Below are 14693 nucleotides of genomic sequence, written 5' to 3'. Positions count from 1 at the left end.
AGGGCGGCCTTTGAGTTCGCTCGTGGTGATATGCGCCGCGGGCTGCACGAATCAGTCGGGGGCGGTGGTGTCGCCGTTGCGTTCGACGAAGTCGCGCATGATATCGATCGTCTCCGCGCTCACGTGGTGCTCCACGCCTTCGGCATCCTTGCGCGCCGTGGCTTCGGAAACGCCGAGCGCGCGCAGAAAGCGCAGTACCACGATATGCCGGTCACGCGACTCGGCAGCGACCTGCTTGCCGTAGTCGGTCAGGAAAATCGAGCGATAGGGTTCGCTGGTCACCAGGCCGGAATCGGTCATGCGCCGGATCATCTTGCCGACCGTGGCCTGGGTCACGCCCATGCGCTGGGCCAGCTCGACCGCGCGGGCTTCGCCCTTGGCATCGATCAGGTCGGCGATGAGCTCGACGTAGTCTTCCACCAGCTCGGTTTCATGCGCCTTGCGCACATGACTGTACTGACGCGCGTGGACTTTTGGGTCGAGGAGCTCGCCCGAGGTATCGCCGCGTAGAACGTGATCGAGATTCTGAACCGGTTCGTGTGCACTCATGACGGCCCGATTATAACGGTTATGGTGCGTACTGGTTGCCGCCGGGCCGCAGTTCGGCAATCACGTCGGCGGTTTTCGGGCGTACGCCGCGCCAGAGATGAAACGACTCGGCCGCCTGTTCGACGAGCATGCCGAAGCCGTCGCGGCGGTTCTGCACCCCGCGCGCGGCAGCCCAACGCAAGAACGGCGTCGGTTCGTCCGCATAGACCATGTCATAGGCCGCCGTTGTGCCGTCGAGCACGGTATCGGGCAGTTCCGGCATCTCGCCGGTGAGGCCGGCCGATATCGCATTGATCACGATGTCCCAGTCGCCGGTCAGTTCCGCGAGCCCGCAGCCGCTGACATTCCCGAGATCGGTGAAATCATTGGCGAGCGCCTCGGCCTTGGCCGCAGTGCGATTGGCCACGCAAAGTTTGGTGGGGCGTTCGCCCAGCAGTACGGGAACCACGCCGCGTACAGCGCCACCTGCACCGAGGATCAAAATTCGGGCGTTCTGCACGGGTGCCAGGTTCGCGGTCAGATCGCGCAGCAGGCCGATGCCATCCGTGTTGTCGCCGATCAGTTGGCCATCGTCGCGGCGCGCGAGTGTGTTGACGGCACCGGCACGCTCGGCGCGATCGGTCAGTTGCTCGGCGCGTTCGGCTGCCTCGCCCTTGAAGGGCAGCGTCACGTTGAGGCCGGCCCCGCCATCCGCAAAGAATTGGTCGACGGCGCTCACGAAGGCGTCCGGCGCTGCGGGCAGCCGGTCGTACACCAAGGCTTCGCCAGTCTGGCGCGCAAACGCGGCGTGGATTTGCGGCGAGCGGCTGTGTTCGACGGGATGGCCGATCACGGCATAGCGGTCTAGATGTTCGCTCATGACGGGCTCTTTGGTTCAGCAGCTGGAATGGGTTGGGCCGTGCCACTCGCGGAATGCAGCGAGCGAAGATCGCGCGCCTCAGGATCAAGACAGGCGCGCAGGACGTCGGCTACTGGAATATCGCGCATGCATGCGTTGTGGCCGAGCGGGCACTGGCGTTCGCGACAGGGCGAACAGGCCACGTCGAGCCAGAAGCGGCCCTCGGCCGGCGCCAGTGGCGGGGCATAGTCCGGGTCCGTCGAGCCGTAGATGGCGAGCACTCGCGGCGCGGCGGCCGCCGCCAGATGCATGACGCCGGTATCGTTGCCAACGAACGCGTGGGTGAGCGAGGCGATATCGGCGATATCGATCAGAGAGGTGCGCTCGCACAGGTTCACGCCATGACGCGGCGCCGCGGCGGTCAGACGCGCGGCGAGCTCGCGATCCGCGCCGCTGCCGAATATCCAGGTCGCGATGCCGCGCCGATCCAGCTCGCCGGCGAGACGCGCGAAATGGGTCGCCGGCCATTGCTTGGCGCCGCCGTAGGCCGCGCCCGGCGCAAAGCCGATGGCGGGGCGCGCGGTATCGAGGCCGTGACTGGCGATCAGTTGCTCGCGGCGATCAGCATCGATCGCGAGCTTCGGCAGTACCAGCTCGCCGAGTGCATCGCCGTCCTTAGCCAGACCGAGCAGGGCGTAGTGTTCGACCTTGCGCGGATAGCGGGCCTCGTCGAGCGTGCGTACGTCGTTGATCAGGCCGTAGCGCATCTCGCCGCGATAGCCGGTGCGCTGCGGAATACCCGCCAGCCACGGTACGAGCGCGGCCTTGGCGCTGCGTTGCAGGACGATGGCCTGGTCGTAACTGTTCCTACGCAGCATGTTGGCGGTCTCGCGCCGTGTTCTGAGCGCGAACTCGCGATGGCCGATCGGCATGTCGATCGACGTGTCCACCTCGGGCATGCGCGCGGTCAGCTGGCCGGTAGACTTGGGCGCGAGCACATCGATCCGGGCGTCGGGCAGGCGTGCACGCAGCAGCATGAACAGGCTTTGCGCCATGACCATGTCGCCGATCCAGCTGGGGCCGATGACGAGGATACGTTGGCCTTGCGGGCTCGCGTCTCGGTTCATGTCGGTGAATATTCCGCCGGTGTCGATTGCGGAGTCTGAGCTGCGGCGCGCACGTATGCGCGTCGGAAAGTGACGAGCAGGTAATACCCGTAAAACACCGGAAAGATCCACAGCCACGAGCTCATGGTCTGGCTGTGTTCATGTGTGTAAATCGAGGGCGCATACACCGCGACCCAATACGTGACGATGATGCACAACGCGCAATAAGCGCGTGGCAGAGCCCCCTGCTTGCCGTGGCGCAACAAAAGCGCTGCGCCGATGCAGGCGACGCCAGCCACCGAAGTGAAAAGGCCTATCTTGCGATAGCCTTCGTAGGTGTCATTATCGCTTAAATGCAGCATGGAATTGCCGACCGCGATTGCGACCATGGCGACGACTGCCAGCAGCGCCAGGCGGTAACGATCTCGGGCAATCGGCCGCACATCGAGCGCCAGCACAGCGCTGGAGACAAACAATAGCCAGCCGGCCAGTTCGAGCGGTTCCTCGAGCGCGCCGAACGTATTCGCCCACGAGGCGAGTTTCGTATCGGAAACCGGGGTGTCGAACAGATTCTCGAATTCGATCAGCGTGGTGTGATCGCCCAGCTGGCCTAGTGCGGGCACGATGGTGCCGATCACGAGCAGCAGTATCGCGCCGAACGCTCGCGCGATCACGAGTTCGACCGATAGCCAAATCAATAGCACGAGGAGGAATTGCGGACGGATATCGTCCCGCATCAGGTTGTTCTCGCCGATCAGTGCGATGGTAAAGAATATGGCGAACAGTGCTGCCAGTCGGACTGTATGTGGGCGGCCGTCGATATAGGCGTTGTAGGCAACCAGCAAACCGAGCAGGCATGCGATGAGCGATACTACTTCGGTGAGCTTGAATTCGCCGCTGCCGTCGACGATAAGTGGGGCAATCGTGGCGATTCCGTCGGAGCAGAAGCCTGACTCGAGGCCCAGGCTACAGCCTGTGGCGAGCGCGAATGTCGCGGTCGCCAGCCCCACGATTGCTATAATCCACCCTGTTTTTGTCATCTCGTTGCGCGGTCCTTCGTCGAGCGTGGCGGCGCGCTTGCGCCCTATGATGAATGGCGCGCGGGGCATGGTTGGGAAACAGCTTGTACGTTTACAAGTGCGCTTCAGGCGCGCCCCTGCCTGCGGCATCGCGAGAATCTATCAGAGATTATTTTATGGGGCGCAAGAAGGTCCGCCAAGAACTCCGGCTAACCCACTATGTGAGCTTGAGCGGATTTGGTGGCGTAGAACAGCAGTTTGCGTCATTCGCTGCGCGTGCGGCACGTCGTCACGGGGTACAGCAGTCGGTCGTGGCCTGTAGCACTAAAGTTCATGCGCATCACCGTGATTTGCTGCCTAATTTTGAGGACTGGCGCTACGAGAAGAAGCTGTTGGGCTTCAAGCTCGGCCAGCATCCGGGCGCACTGCGCCGGTCGCGCTATCGATGGCTGGGGCGGCACATGGAGCCCGATGTTGCGCTGTTGTGGAACCGGCTCGACCAGCAGCCGCGTGTGCTGGATGCCTTGGGCGCGCGGCGTTGTCTCTACTGGGAACACGGGTCGGCCTGGCTGGCCGGCGACGACGACGCCAAGGCCGACGTGTTATCCCGCCTGCCAGCGCTGATCTGTAATTCGCAGGCTGCGCGCCGAATGCTGCAGTTGCGCTGGGGTTATGAAGGCATCGTGCGGGTTTGTCTCAATGGCATGCGCAGCCGCCATGTCGTGACTGATTTCAAGCACCTGCCGCGCAACCGTCCGCTGCATATCGGCGTGGCGAGCCGACTCGTGCCGGTCAAGGGCACCTGTCTGGCGCTGCATACGCTGGCGGAACTGCATCGGCATGGTGTCGACGCGACACTTTCGATTGCAGGTGATGGCCCATTGCGGACAGCGCTCGAGTCACTTGCGCAGTCGCTCGGGATCGCAAGCAAGGTGCGCTTTCTCGGCGTCGTCAAGGATATGCCGATGTTCTTCTCCGAAATCGACCTGCTGCTGCATCCGGCGTTGCGCGAGCCATTCGGTGTTGTGGCCGCAGAAGCTGGCGCCATGGGTTGCCCGGTCGTTTGCACGGCGGTCGATGGACTGCCCGAAGTCGTGACGGACGGCGTGACCGGCGCTTGTGTGCCGCCAACTGCGGACCTGGCGCGCTATCGCGAATTGGGTGGTGTGACGGATGGTCTGCCGCCGGTGGTCTATGTTCCGGATCTCGACACGGTGCAACCGCCGCGTGTCTGCGAGCCCGCGGCGCTGGCGAAGGGGGTAATGGCAGTGATCAAGGACGCCGAGGGCTTTTCCAGAATGAGCCACGCTGCAATCGATGATGTCGCCACCCGCTTTGATTTTGATCAGCATGTCGATGAAGTGATGGCTGCGGTGCGCGAATACCACGCAACCGGCACCCTCGAGCCTGCACCGTGAAGCTCGATCGTCTGCTGCACTACGTGAGCCTGGACGGCGCCGGCGGCGTCGAGCAGCAGTTCGTGGAGTTCGTACGTGTGGCGCGTGAGCAGGGCGTATCTAACCATAACGTGGTCGCCTGCGGCCGGCGTGTACATCCGCTGATTCGGGCCCGACTCGAAGCCTCGCAGGCGGCGGTGACGTTCGAAAAATATGCCGGCCGCTTCAAACTGCCGAAATGGCCGGCTTCGTTGCGGGCCGGGCGACAGCGCCGGCTGGTGGCGACGCAGCAACCCGATGCCGTGGTGATCTGGAATCGTCTGCGCGACAGCCTCGACACGCTGGCCGCGGCGGGCGCGGAACGCACGATCTACTGGGAACGTGGCGCGAGCTGGTTCGCGGGCGACAGCGAAGACAAGCGGCGGTTTTTGGCCGAGGTGCCGGCAATCATCTGCAACAGCTACGCCGCGAGGCGGATGCTTGAATTGCGCTGGGAGTATCGAGGCCAGATCCGCGTGGTTCACAACGCTTTGCGGCCCTCCTTGCTACCAGCGCAGGCGATCGAGCCGCGCCGACTGCCGAACAGCGGACAAGTCGTGCTGGGCGTCGTTGCTCGCCTGCAACCGATAAAAGGCGTCGCGTTGGCGATTCATGCCCTGGCGCTGCTGCGCGAGCAGGGCTGGGACGCGAGTCTGCGCATCGCGGGCGACGGCCCGGAAACGCAGCGTCTTCAAAGTGAAGTCCAGCGTCTGGGCGTGGGGGCCCATGTCATTTTCGAAGGCTTGGTCGCTGAGATGCCAGCGTTCTACCAGCGCATCGATCTGCTCGTGCATCCGGCCTTGCGCGAGCCGTTCGGCCAGATCGCGGTGGAGGCGGGCGCCTACGGAATACCCGCCGTGGTGGCCGCGGTCGATGGCCTTGTGGAAGTCATCGACGACGGTGTAACCGGTCTGTGCGTCAAACCCACTCGGTCGCTTTCCGATTATCGCGAGCTCGGTGGTGGTGAAGAAGATCTACCACCTTATGTCTACGATCCGGTTTCCGATACCATCGATACACCCAAGGTTGTCGATCCGAATGAGCTCGCACGTGCCATCGCGGCCTGTCTCGATGACGCAGATCGCTACCGGGCGATGAGTACGCAGGCGATCGCGGCCGTCGCCCGGCGATTCGTGTTCGACGATCACGTACACGAAGCGCTCGCATCCATCGATGCCTTCGTTCATCTTGGCCGCCTCGACCCGGGAGCGCGTCCATGACGCCAGCAGGCAAGCGGATCGCCATCGTTTTTCGCGGTATTGGCGATATCGGCGGCACCAACAACACGATCGCCGACCATGCACGCTATTTTCGGGCGCTCGGCCACGATGTCGACCTGATTGGCGAGAAGGTGCACAAGGGCGGGGTTACGCCAGAAATGGGCCGGGCCGTGCGTGTTCGACGCGTGCCGTTACTCAGTCGTTACAAATGGCGCTGGTTCGCGGCCCGTTCGCAGAAGGTGATCGACCGCGAACGTTATGATTTCGTTGCCGGGCATGGGCATCACTATCGTCAGCATGTGCTGTCCATGCACAACTGCCTTCATTTGGCCCACGAAGTCGTCGAGGGTCGGGCGCTCGATGCTCGGGGCACGCTTGCCGAGATCCACGACCGGATTTTTGAGGTCGACGGGTTCAAGCTTTGTATCTGTAACTCAAAGCTTATGCAGGATGACCTGGTGGAACGCTACGGCGTCGCGCGCGACCGCCTGCCGATCATCTACCCGGGCTACCGGCCGGAGCAGTTCAATCACGCTGACCAGGCGCGTTATCGAGACACCGTTCGTGCCGAACTGGGCTGTAATGATGAGGTGCTGATCGGGCTGGTCACCTCGGGCGACTATCGCAAGCGCGGCCTCGATATCCTGCTTGAGGCTTATGCGGGCCTCGAGTCCTCGCTGCAGCGGGCAAGCCGGGTTCTCGTGCTGGGCAAGCAGGGCGGGGCGTCGGCGTTCGTCGAGCGCGCCCGGGCACTGGGCATCGCCGATCGATTTAGCTTCGTCGCCCATACCCGTGAGCCGCAGCGCTATTTTCATGCGCTCGATATCTGCGTGCATCCGGCTCGCATCGAGGAATTTGGGCAGAGCGTTCAGGAAGCCATGGCCTGTGGGGTGCCGCTAGTGACAAGCCGACGAGTCGGCGCGACCGAGCTATTGCCCCGCGCGCTCTACGACGCGCTGCCGGGCGGGCCCGATGCGGCCAATATCCGTGCGCAGCTGGCCGAACTGATTCGTGACGCCGATACTCGGAAAAAGTCCGTGGAACAGCTCCTGAGAGAAGCTAAGGTCAACACAGCGGATGCTAACTTCACCCAGACCTTGGCCGTCTACGAGTCGGGTTCGCTATAACCATAGCGATGTTTAGTCCACCATTTTTTGTGAGAGTCGTTCCCGACAGCGCGCTCTGAATTCTTTCTTCATGCCGTCGGGCAGTGCCTGTTTCATCGAACGGTCCAGCAGATCAAGTGTCTGCTCGAAATGGCTCGAATGTTCCGCTTCGCCTTTGATGCGACGTAGTTCGTTGTCGACCCACATGCGATTGCCATCGGTATCGACGAGCACGTTACCCAAATGGCAGTCGTTGTGGTGATACCCACGTGCATAGATGTTCGTGACATCGCGCGCGATACCTTCCAGAAAATGCCACTTCAGCCCCAAGTCGTGTTTCGATTCAAGATACCGTCGTGCATTGAGGCAATCCGGTAAATAATCCATAAGCAATACGGATTCATATCGTGCCCAAGGGGCAAGTGAGAGTCCCCAGCCATGGACCGGAATGCTCGGTACATTCCATTTTAGAAGGACCCGGGCGGCATCAAATTCTCTCCTCGCCTGACACCGGAAATATTTCCGTACAGCGTCTCGCGGCAGACTGCGTGGACGAATGAGCTTGGCTGCATCCGGAGAACCCGGATCGGCGTGCGTCGTAATAGCCGCGAATGGGCCTTGGTTCGCCGCCGGCGCATTTGCCGCATTTCGGATCCGTTGCACGTCCCAACCGTCGTCCGTATGGAACAGCCACCGGTCGTTAGCGGCGATGATGCTAGAAAGTATGATAAGTACGCGCCTCGCTGGCCGAATAGTGTGCCGTTCTTTAAATTAGCTGATTATTTACGGGGCGGCGCTTCTAAACATATCTCGCGTGGCCCTGCTGGCTCGGTATTACTTTAGCCGTCGGTCAAACTAGCCGTGGTACGACCATAGCGTTTTTCGGTTACGAATACGCGCGGTTGCGCGGTTAGGCGGCTGGTGAGCGAACCGATTCACGCAACTATCTCGATGCCTAGAGCGCTCTGATTGGTGTGGGGCAGCACTCGAGTAACGCGCAGGGGCCAGTGGTTCTGCAGAAGCCGTGCTTTCAGTTGGCGAAGGGGGTTATGCAGCGTGATAGGTCAGTTCAATGGCACTATAAAGTGTCGTTTAACTGAAGAGTTTTTTAGTAATCGCAGTGAGTCGCGTACTGCGTTACAAATACTGATTCCAATCTCTGACCCTTGATGGTCGCGCGGTCAGCGCGATCATGTGTTGGGTATTCAAGGTTGCTTGCGAGCAAGCCGTTCGAGCCGTGAGGTCCTGATGGCTCCAATCGTGCATCCATCTGACGAACTGAGTGCGGGCAAAGCTTGGTGCCCAGTGTCAGCTTGCTGGCCGCCTGGTAAGTGGCCCGAGTAGAAGGGCCAAGGCCGGCTTGATCGTTGAAGGAAAGCGGGCGCCCCAAAGAGGTATTCATGCTGTTCGATAGTGGTTGCTGCGTCTAGGCTCCCTTCAAACTGCGGCGCACAGCGCGCCGGAACAGCTTCCAGGAACCGGACAGCGACTGGGCCTTTGTTCTGGCCCGCTCGTAAGCAGCAATTCGATCTTCGAGGCTGCGTGGATGGACCAACGAAAGCGGCCTTAGAGCGTCAGGCGAATTGGGCAATGTAAGCGAATCTACACGGCTTCTCTTGGCTACCAGAATTACGTTCTGGCGGTACCAGCGTTGGATGCGCTCGTCATCCCAGAGCGTGCGACGCACCACGTCCAGGCCGATGTAATCATGCGCCTCGAATAGCTGAAGCCAGTACTCCAGCCATTGTTCATTTACATGGTGACGGCCGCCCTGATGGGGAATGGCCGCCGAGAACACGATGAAATCGGCTTGGTTTGTAAGCGATTCAACGAACGTGGAGGCGCTTTCGGGCGGTAGATGCTCTGCGACTTCCAGGGACAGGGCGAGATCAAATCGCTCGGTCGGGGCCGGAATAAGCTGAGTTAGGTCCCGTTTCTCGAAGCACTCGACCGGAATCTGCAGCAGTGATTCATCCACCCAAGGCCCTTCATAGCCCTGCACCTTTGTCACACCGCGCGCTTCAAGTACCGATAGCCACGTGCCGACGCCACACCCGATATCGACTGCTGATTTGATGTCAGGGAGGATGGGGTCCAAGCATTCAAGCACCCGTTCCGCAGAGTAGAGCGTCTGTCTATGGCGGTCGTCGTAAAACGACTGTACGTACGGCTGGGGCTCGGTCATGTCTTTTTAGGATCGTGATGTTTCGGAAGAACGGTACTTTACATCGCTCGATGGCCCTGCGCCGTCAGCAGGGGCGCTCCCTCGGTTGGTCGCTTTCGCTCTGGAGCGTTGGCTCAATCGTTCCTGGAGCTCGCCGCGCCGCAACTCGTACTGAATGCCAAAATTGGCGCGTACATGAGGTTTAACCAAGGGGGCAAGTGCGTAGTATCGAAAGCCGGCCCGCGCTGTGGCCAGCCAGAGACGGAGAGATACGCCACGCCAGAACACGCGCCGAGGACGCTTCCTGGATGGTAGGTGGGCTTGCCCCCGTCCCTTGTTATGAGCTCGTTTTACAAGCCAGCGGGGTTCTACCTGTTCAGGGCGAATGACGTGCTCGACATAGGCGCTGGGAACGTAGACGTAGCCCCAACCTTCGTCAGCGAGTCGACGCAGAAAGTGGCCTTCACCACCCATGGCGTAGGAACCCTGGCGAGGGCCCAGATGCGTCGGGAAGAGGTGCTCGCAGAGAGCCTCGCGGCGTACCGCAAAGCTCGGGCCGTAAGGGTGGCGCGAAACGAGGCACTCGTGTTCAGCTGGTTGATAGCGCGCGAAAGCGGTCGAGGCGAAGTGGAAGTCGGGGGAGCGTATCCACGCCGGTGTGCCCGGCGGGAACCGGGGTTCGATACGCGCGCCGAAGATAGCTTCGTTTGGCCAGCGATCGGCGGCCGCGAGATAAGACTTGAGACAGTCTTGATGCGGCAACGCGTCGTCATCGGTAAATACGACCAGTCTGCCTCTTACATGAGTAAGCGCTTCGTTCCGGGCGCAGTTCTGCCCCGCCTGCTCGACGAACAACGGTGTAAGCGGCAAATCCTTCTGGGCCGAGGCCAGCGTGCGAGACGTGCCGTCGCTGCTGTTGTTGTCGACAACAATCAATTCCCAAGAGAGGCCCTCGGTGTTGAGGCCGCGATAGGCGTGCAGAGTCTGCTGAAGCTGCGATTCCCGATCGCGCGTTGCGAACACCACGCTAACGTCGAGAGCGTCCGAATAGCCCGCTTGCGTTGCCTCGGTATGATAATTTTTTTCGTTATTCGTTAATGGCGACATAAAACGGCTTTAGTGAACCCGAATCCCTAGTTTTCTGTATGGCGTTCGTGCTGAAAATATAGCTCTTTCCAGAAATACACGAGTGAATTGACTACGTCCAGCGGCACATAGGCTTGGTCCGATGAGCGGGATCACAGGACTGTGTAATCGCTTGGCGTGTTACGGGCCCGCTGGAATCTAGCTGCGCTGCCCGGATTTGAGTGCCTTTTGCTGGAGCCGGTATTGGTAAAGATAGCCGCGTCGAAAAAAAAGCTTGCTGCCGACTTTGTAGCGCGTGTGCGTGGATAGTGACCGGCAAGCCAGATATCGCAACCACTGACGGGCTAGGGCGAACCAAAGCGAAACGGGCGCGTGCCCTATGAGGACTTTAGCTGGCTTCGGATTGAGATAGGCGTTCTTGCGTCCGCGTCGGAACATACCCTCGATTATCGACGACAGCTCCAGTTGCCCTTCACGTACGTGGTGAATAATGCGTGCTTTAGGTACATAAACGAAGCGATGCCCCCGCTCGGCAAGCACGTGACATAAGTCCGTGTCACCGCCTTTTATATAATCATGTGTGCCGTCGGGGCCGACGTTCTCGTCAAACCGAACGTCGGTTAACGCACAAGCGCGAATCGCCATATTTGGCCCCAGAGGCGCTTGATCGGTTTCTCCTTCATCGACACGGGGCGCATACCGAGCGCACAGCCGTTCCAGTAGTGGTCGCATTTCTGAACCCTGTAACCATTCCGGCACCTGGCTTGGCAATGCAATATCGATCTGACCGCCGAATATACTCGCGTCTGGCCAGCGCGCTGCGGCGCTGGCGAGCTCGTTCAACCACGCGGGGTCGAACACCACATCGTCATCGCTGAATGCCACCAGCTTGCCGCGGGCATGCGCTACGGCAACGTTCTGGGCGCGTGTTTTGCCGGCACGGACGACCGTCAATATCTCCAGAGGCAGCATTGTCCTGGCCTGCTCGAGGACGTTGCGGGTGTGGTCGTTGCTCCCGTTATCGACTACCAGCAGCTCCCAGGCGAAAGAGGGGGTGTCCACCGAGCCCAGCGTATCCAGACTCGCTTTCAGCAGATCTGCCCTGTTGCGGGTAGTGATTACGACGCTTACGTCTACCGTGGCTGCATCGCGCATATGAGAGTTCGTGGTCAATTCCGGGCAGGTCGCTGGAGGGGGTTTCTCACGCCTATGGCGCCCGTCGCGGAGTAGGCTTGAGGCGGCGCAGGCGGCTCTTGAGCGTGGACTTGCGCTCGTGCTTGATCTCGCGTTGGCCTCGGACTTTCTGGGCCCATGCCCAAGACTGGTCCTGCACCTTGAAGTTCCCGTATTCCGGGTGTTGTGCAACGAGTAGATTGAATATTGCAGCCACATTCGGCTCGTCGATCTGGTCGTCGGACAAGTCGCGAATACTTACGCCGTCGCCTGCGGCCTTGCCCTTGGCTAATGCATCCGCATAACGCCATCCGTAATCGTCGAACAGAATCCAGCCGCCCTCACGAAGCAGCTTGTCGGCCAGGAAGAATGCCAGGCCGTCAATGGTCCAGTTCTTGCTGCCATCGACAAAGATGAAGTCGTAACAGGGCTCGCAGCGTTCATCCTTGGTCTGGGCTTCGATTGCCTTTTTCAAAAACCAGTTATAGGAATTAGTTTCTCGATGAATCGATACGATTTCCTCGAGTCCGAGTCCTGCAAGCGTCTTCTCTATCGTGATGTCGAAGTCACGACTGGAATCAAGATCCACGCTGGTCAAGTGGCCCCGCCCGAGTTCGTCGAGCGCGGCCGCGATATATCCGCTGCTTGCGCCATGAGCGAAACCGAGTTCAAGGCAATTGACAGGTTGCTCTGTAAGAAGAAAATCATAGAGCACGCGGGCTGAATGCCGGCTGATATGCGGCGTGCCCTCGAGCTGTTTCGCGGCTTTAGAAAACTTCATTGATGAGGTGTTCTCCTACGGGCCAGTCCGCCAATGCGTTGCGAACCCATTGAGTGAAGGACTTCCATTCGTGATCACTGAGATCGCTTCGCGCTGTGCTTTTAAGAAGGGCAAGTGCTTTCGACAGCCCTTTTGCTCGTTCAGCACGTCGAACCGGTTTGCGAATATCGTTGTCGATCCATATTAGCGTGTCGTCGTCGACGAGGCAGATGTTGGCGAAGTGGCAATCCCGATGCACGTAGCCATTGCCGTGGAGCCGCGCCAGCTGTCGAGCTAGACGCTGAAGAAACCGCTGTCGTCGCTCTATATTGGTTTCTGTGCGGATGAAATCCAGGCCGGAAACAAATGACGGCAGCATCTGCATGAATAGAACCGACTCGTACCGGGCAGCGGGGGAAGGCGTCATGCCCCAGCCAAACGTACGGGGTACTTGTAAGCCGATTGCGGCTAATTCCCGGCTGCCTTGTAACTCGCGTTTTGCCTGGCAATTGAAGTACTTGCGGACCGCGTCGCGTGGCAGGCTACGCGGCATGATGAATTTTGCCGCGCCCGCGTCATCGGGCAACTGGTAGATCATGGAATGCGGCCCGCGGTGCAGTAGCTGCCAGCTGGAAGCCTGCCCTGGCACGCGAAAATCGCGATCTAGGGAAAGCCGCCAGCGTGCGTCGGATACTGGGAGCCTGCTGGGCGCGCTGGACGCATCAAGTGACATGAATATCGTGGAAGCCTAAAAACATCCAGTTTAGCGCAGGCGAGTCCGGTCACCTGCACGATGGCTTACTCGCCTGGATGGCTCATGTCTTTTCTTGCCTGTAGTTCGCCGCGTGCCTGCTGCCAACGAACGCCAGTGCGTAGGCGCGACTGCTCATCCGCAAACATGCGTTGCACCTGGTACTTAAGGCCTAGACGGATGCTCTCGTAGGCTAGACTTGCCGCGCTTATCGGCGGGCCCTTGCCGCTCGAACGCTGATTTCGCCCGCGGCTGAGCCCAGCATTGTATGCGCGTTTCAGCAACCAGTGTTCCGTGGTCTGCTCGGGTCTTATAACGTGCTGCACGAAGGCTCGGTCGAGATAGACAAAATCCCATCCGTTCTTAGCGAGTCGCGTCAGTAGCTCGGTCTCTACACCCATACGGTATGAACCCGGCCTCGGCCCGATTTCGGCGTCGAACCTGGCGTCCATCAATACGGTACGTTTGACAGCGAAATTGCCTCCGAAGGGCGCGGTAGAGACCTTTTGTTCGCTGTCCGCCGGTTTGTAGTGTGAATAGGCGACACGGGCCAACGGGAAATCGGGCGATGCTATCCATGCCGAGGTTCCGGGCTCGAAGCGCGGCTCTATTTGGCCACCGAAAATTGCCTCGTTCGGCCAACGTCTCAGCCCGGTAGCGTACTCAAGCAACCAGTTCTCGTCGGGAAGGATGTCGTCGTCAGTAAATACGATCAGCGCACCGCTTGCGTGTTCCAACGCGAGATTGACTGCAGCCGCCTTGCCGGGCTCAGGGCATTCGAATACCGAAAGCGGAAGATCAGATGCGGCACTTTTAAGGACGTTGAGAGTGTCGTCGGTACTTCCGTTGTCGGTAACCAAAAGCTCCCAGTGGATGTTCTCTGTGTTGAGTTTCCGATAGTACTCAAGCGTTTCGGACAGCTGCAAAGCACGATTTCGAGTTGCAAGCACTACGGATATATCCATGGGTCGGCTTCTGTTTCGGGTTTCCAGTCGATGCGCTGGCAAATACAAGCAACGCTTTAGCGCGTAACCAGCGGCTTAGTTGGCGTGGTTCCGGGCTTATTCGCTTTCAAGGCCTTTTAATAGTTTGACTGGTTATCGCGGTGGGCGCAGGCGTCGGCAGATAGAGTGATTGTCTGGCGAGTTCCACACGTGGCCCGGGTTGACGCCCGATCGAAATCGGACTTCGATACGGCTACAAGGGTTCGAGCGTACTACTGGCGTGCGGAGGCGACTTGGCTGCCGGCTTGGTGGCAGTTGGCCGTTTACGCAGGTAAGAAGTCTCGAAATCGTTGACCAGCTCGGCGTGAGCGTCGGTTGTCCCAAGAGCCTCGGGAACATTCCGGCGTTTCGGTTCGGTGAACGCAATTTATGAATGCAAGACCTGAATTTTAATAACACTGAGCTTCGCTCCGGTTCCGAGCATCGCTTTTCCGCTCTCCAAGTCGATATAGCATGCTTGGTCAAGCTGTCTAAGGCTTCG

Annotated in this window: 14 protein-coding genes; 3 read left to right on the top strand and 11 right to left on the bottom strand. The window is 60.0% G+C overall.

Annotated elements, in window-relative coordinates:
- Window positions 1–51 precede the first annotated feature (51 nt).
- From mntR to SADO_RS11215, 4 genes are read right to left on the bottom strand one after another with little or no spacing between them, the layout of a single operon-like run.
- The gene (gene mntR, locus SADO_RS11230; RefSeq protein WP_353111367.1) at window positions 52–549 is read right to left on the bottom strand and encodes a manganese-binding transcriptional regulator MntR; all 498 of its coding nucleotides are present in this window, start codon (window positions 547–549) and stop codon (window positions 52–54) included.
- Window positions 550–568: 19 nt separating this feature from the next.
- Window positions 569–1408, bottom strand: coding sequence for a shikimate dehydrogenase (aroE, locus tag SADO_RS11225; protein ID WP_353111365.1), 840 nt, complete (start codon window positions 1406–1408; stop codon window positions 569–571).
- Window positions 1405–2514 carry a lipopolysaccharide heptosyltransferase II gene (gene waaF, locus SADO_RS11220; protein WP_353111363.1) on the bottom strand — a complete coding sequence of 370 codons (1110 nt, stop codon included), beginning with the start codon at window positions 2512–2514 and terminating at the stop codon, window positions 1405–1407. Before waaF ends, aroE begins: the two co-directional genes overlap by 4 nt.
- A complete protein-coding gene (locus SADO_RS11215) occupies window positions 2511–3602 on the bottom strand; it encodes a hypothetical protein (RefSeq protein ID WP_353111361.1) in 1092 nt (363 codons plus the stop codon). The genes waaF and SADO_RS11215 overlap by 4 nt, the downstream gene beginning before the upstream one ends.
- Here SADO_RS11215 and SADO_RS11210 point away from each other — a divergent pair.
- Genes SADO_RS11210 through SADO_RS11200 form a run of 3 tightly spaced genes read left to right on the top strand, consistent with a single transcriptional unit; the run spans window position 3587 to window position 7295 of the window.
- Complete coding sequence (locus tag SADO_RS11210; protein WP_353111359.1) at window positions 3587–4930, top strand: glycosyltransferase; 1344 nt, start codon at window positions 3587–3589, stop codon at window positions 4928–4930. The genes SADO_RS11215 and SADO_RS11210 overlap by 16 nt on opposite strands.
- On the top strand, window positions 4927–6168 hold the full coding sequence (locus tag SADO_RS11205) for a glycosyltransferase (RefSeq protein WP_353111357.1): 1242 nt from the start codon (window positions 4927–4929) through the stop codon (window positions 6166–6168). Before SADO_RS11210 ends, SADO_RS11205 begins: the two co-directional genes overlap by 4 nt.
- A complete protein-coding gene (locus SADO_RS11200; RefSeq protein WP_353111355.1) occupies window positions 6165–7295 on the top strand; it encodes a glycosyltransferase family 4 protein in 1131 nt (376 codons plus the stop codon). Before SADO_RS11205 ends, SADO_RS11200 begins: the two co-directional genes overlap by 4 nt.
- 12 nt (window positions 7296–7307) lie before the next feature.
- Here SADO_RS11200 and SADO_RS11195 read toward each other — a convergent pair whose 3' ends face one another.
- The 7 genes from SADO_RS11195 to SADO_RS11165 form a co-directional block, all read right to left on the bottom strand.
- Window positions 7308–7661: a hypothetical protein gene (locus SADO_RS11195; protein WP_353111353.1), complete on the bottom strand. Its 354-nt coding sequence runs from the start codon at window positions 7659–7661 to the stop codon at window positions 7308–7310.
- Between the two features lie 1039 nt (window positions 7662–8700).
- Window positions 8701–9459: a class I SAM-dependent methyltransferase gene (locus SADO_RS11190; RefSeq protein ID WP_353111351.1), complete on the bottom strand. Its 759-nt coding sequence runs from the start codon at window positions 9457–9459 to the stop codon at window positions 8701–8703.
- A gap of 6 nt (window positions 9460–9465) precedes the next feature.
- The gene (locus SADO_RS11185) at window positions 9466–10545 is read right to left on the bottom strand and encodes a glycosyltransferase family 2 protein (protein ID WP_353111349.1); all 1080 of its coding nucleotides are present in this window, start codon (window positions 10543–10545) and stop codon (window positions 9466–9468) included.
- A gap of 177 nt (window positions 10546–10722) precedes the next feature.
- Window positions 10723–11679, bottom strand: coding sequence for a glycosyltransferase family 2 protein (locus SADO_RS11180; protein ID WP_353111347.1), 957 nt, complete (start codon window positions 11677–11679; stop codon window positions 10723–10725).
- 52 nt (window positions 11680–11731) lie between these two features.
- The gene (locus SADO_RS11175) at window positions 11732–12412 is read right to left on the bottom strand and encodes a class I SAM-dependent methyltransferase (RefSeq protein ID WP_353111345.1); all 681 of its coding nucleotides are present in this window, start codon (window positions 12410–12412) and stop codon (window positions 11732–11734) included.
- 52 nt (window positions 12413–12464) lie between these two features.
- The gene (locus tag SADO_RS11170; protein WP_353111343.1) at window positions 12465–13055 is read right to left on the bottom strand and encodes a lipopolysaccharide kinase InaA family protein; all 591 of its coding nucleotides are present in this window, start codon (window positions 13053–13055) and stop codon (window positions 12465–12467) included.
- 200 nt (window positions 13056–13255) lie between these two features.
- Window positions 13256–14173 carry a glycosyltransferase family 2 protein gene (locus tag SADO_RS11165; protein WP_353111341.1) on the bottom strand — a complete coding sequence of 306 codons (918 nt, stop codon included), beginning with the start codon at window positions 14171–14173 and terminating at the stop codon, window positions 13256–13258.
- Window positions 14174–14693 lie beyond the last annotated feature (520 nt).

It is taken from the genome of Salinisphaera dokdonensis CL-ES53 (assembly GCF_040361215.1).
GTDB lineage: Bacteria > Pseudomonadota > Gammaproteobacteria > Nevskiales > Salinisphaeraceae > Salinisphaera > Salinisphaera dokdonensis.
The sequence above is the reverse complement of the archived record's forward strand: the minus strand, read 5'-3'. Positions and strand labels throughout refer to the sequence as shown.

Excerpts from the sequence above, each read along its gene's own strand:
- SADO_RS11170 (WP_353111343.1), bottom strand. The coding sequence starts at position 13,055 with ATGATCTACCAGTTGCCCGATGACGCGGGCGCGGCAAAATTCATCATG.
- SADO_RS11210 (WP_353111359.1), top strand. The coding sequence starts at position 3,587 with ATGGCGCGCGGGGCATGGTTGGGAAACAGCTTGTACGTTTACAAGTGC.
- SADO_RS11185 (WP_353111349.1), bottom strand. The coding sequence starts at position 10,545 with ATGTCGCCATTAACGAATAACGAAAAAAATTATCATACCGAGGCAACG.
- mntR (WP_353111367.1), bottom strand. The coding sequence starts at position 549 with ATGAGTGCACACGAACCGGTTCAGAATCTCGATCACGTTCTACGCGGC.
- SADO_RS11195 (WP_353111353.1), bottom strand. The coding sequence starts at position 7,661 with ATGGATTATTTACCGGATTGCCTCAATGCACGACGGTATCTTGAATCG.
- SADO_RS11190 (WP_353111351.1), bottom strand. The coding sequence starts at position 9,459 with ATGACCGAGCCCCAGCCGTACGTACAGTCGTTTTACGACGACCGCCAT.
- SADO_RS11180 (WP_353111347.1), bottom strand. The coding sequence starts at position 11,679 with ATGCGCGATGCAGCCACGGTAGACGTAAGCGTCGTAATCACTACCCGC.
- SADO_RS11165 (WP_353111341.1), bottom strand. The coding sequence starts at position 14,173 with ATGGATATATCCGTAGTGCTTGCAACTCGAAATCGTGCTTTGCAGCTG.
- SADO_RS11200 (WP_353111355.1), top strand. The coding sequence starts at position 6,165 with ATGACGCCAGCAGGCAAGCGGATCGCCATCGTTTTTCGCGGTATTGGC.
- waaF (WP_353111363.1), bottom strand. The coding sequence starts at position 2,514 with ATGAACCGAGACGCGAGCCCGCAAGGCCAACGTATCCTCGTCATCGGC.
- aroE (WP_353111365.1), bottom strand. The coding sequence starts at position 1,408 with ATGAGCGAACATCTAGACCGCTATGCCGTGATCGGCCATCCCGTCGAA.
- SADO_RS11215 (WP_353111361.1), bottom strand. The coding sequence starts at position 3,602 with ATGCCCCGCGCGCCATTCATCATAGGGCGCAAGCGCGCCGCCACGCTC.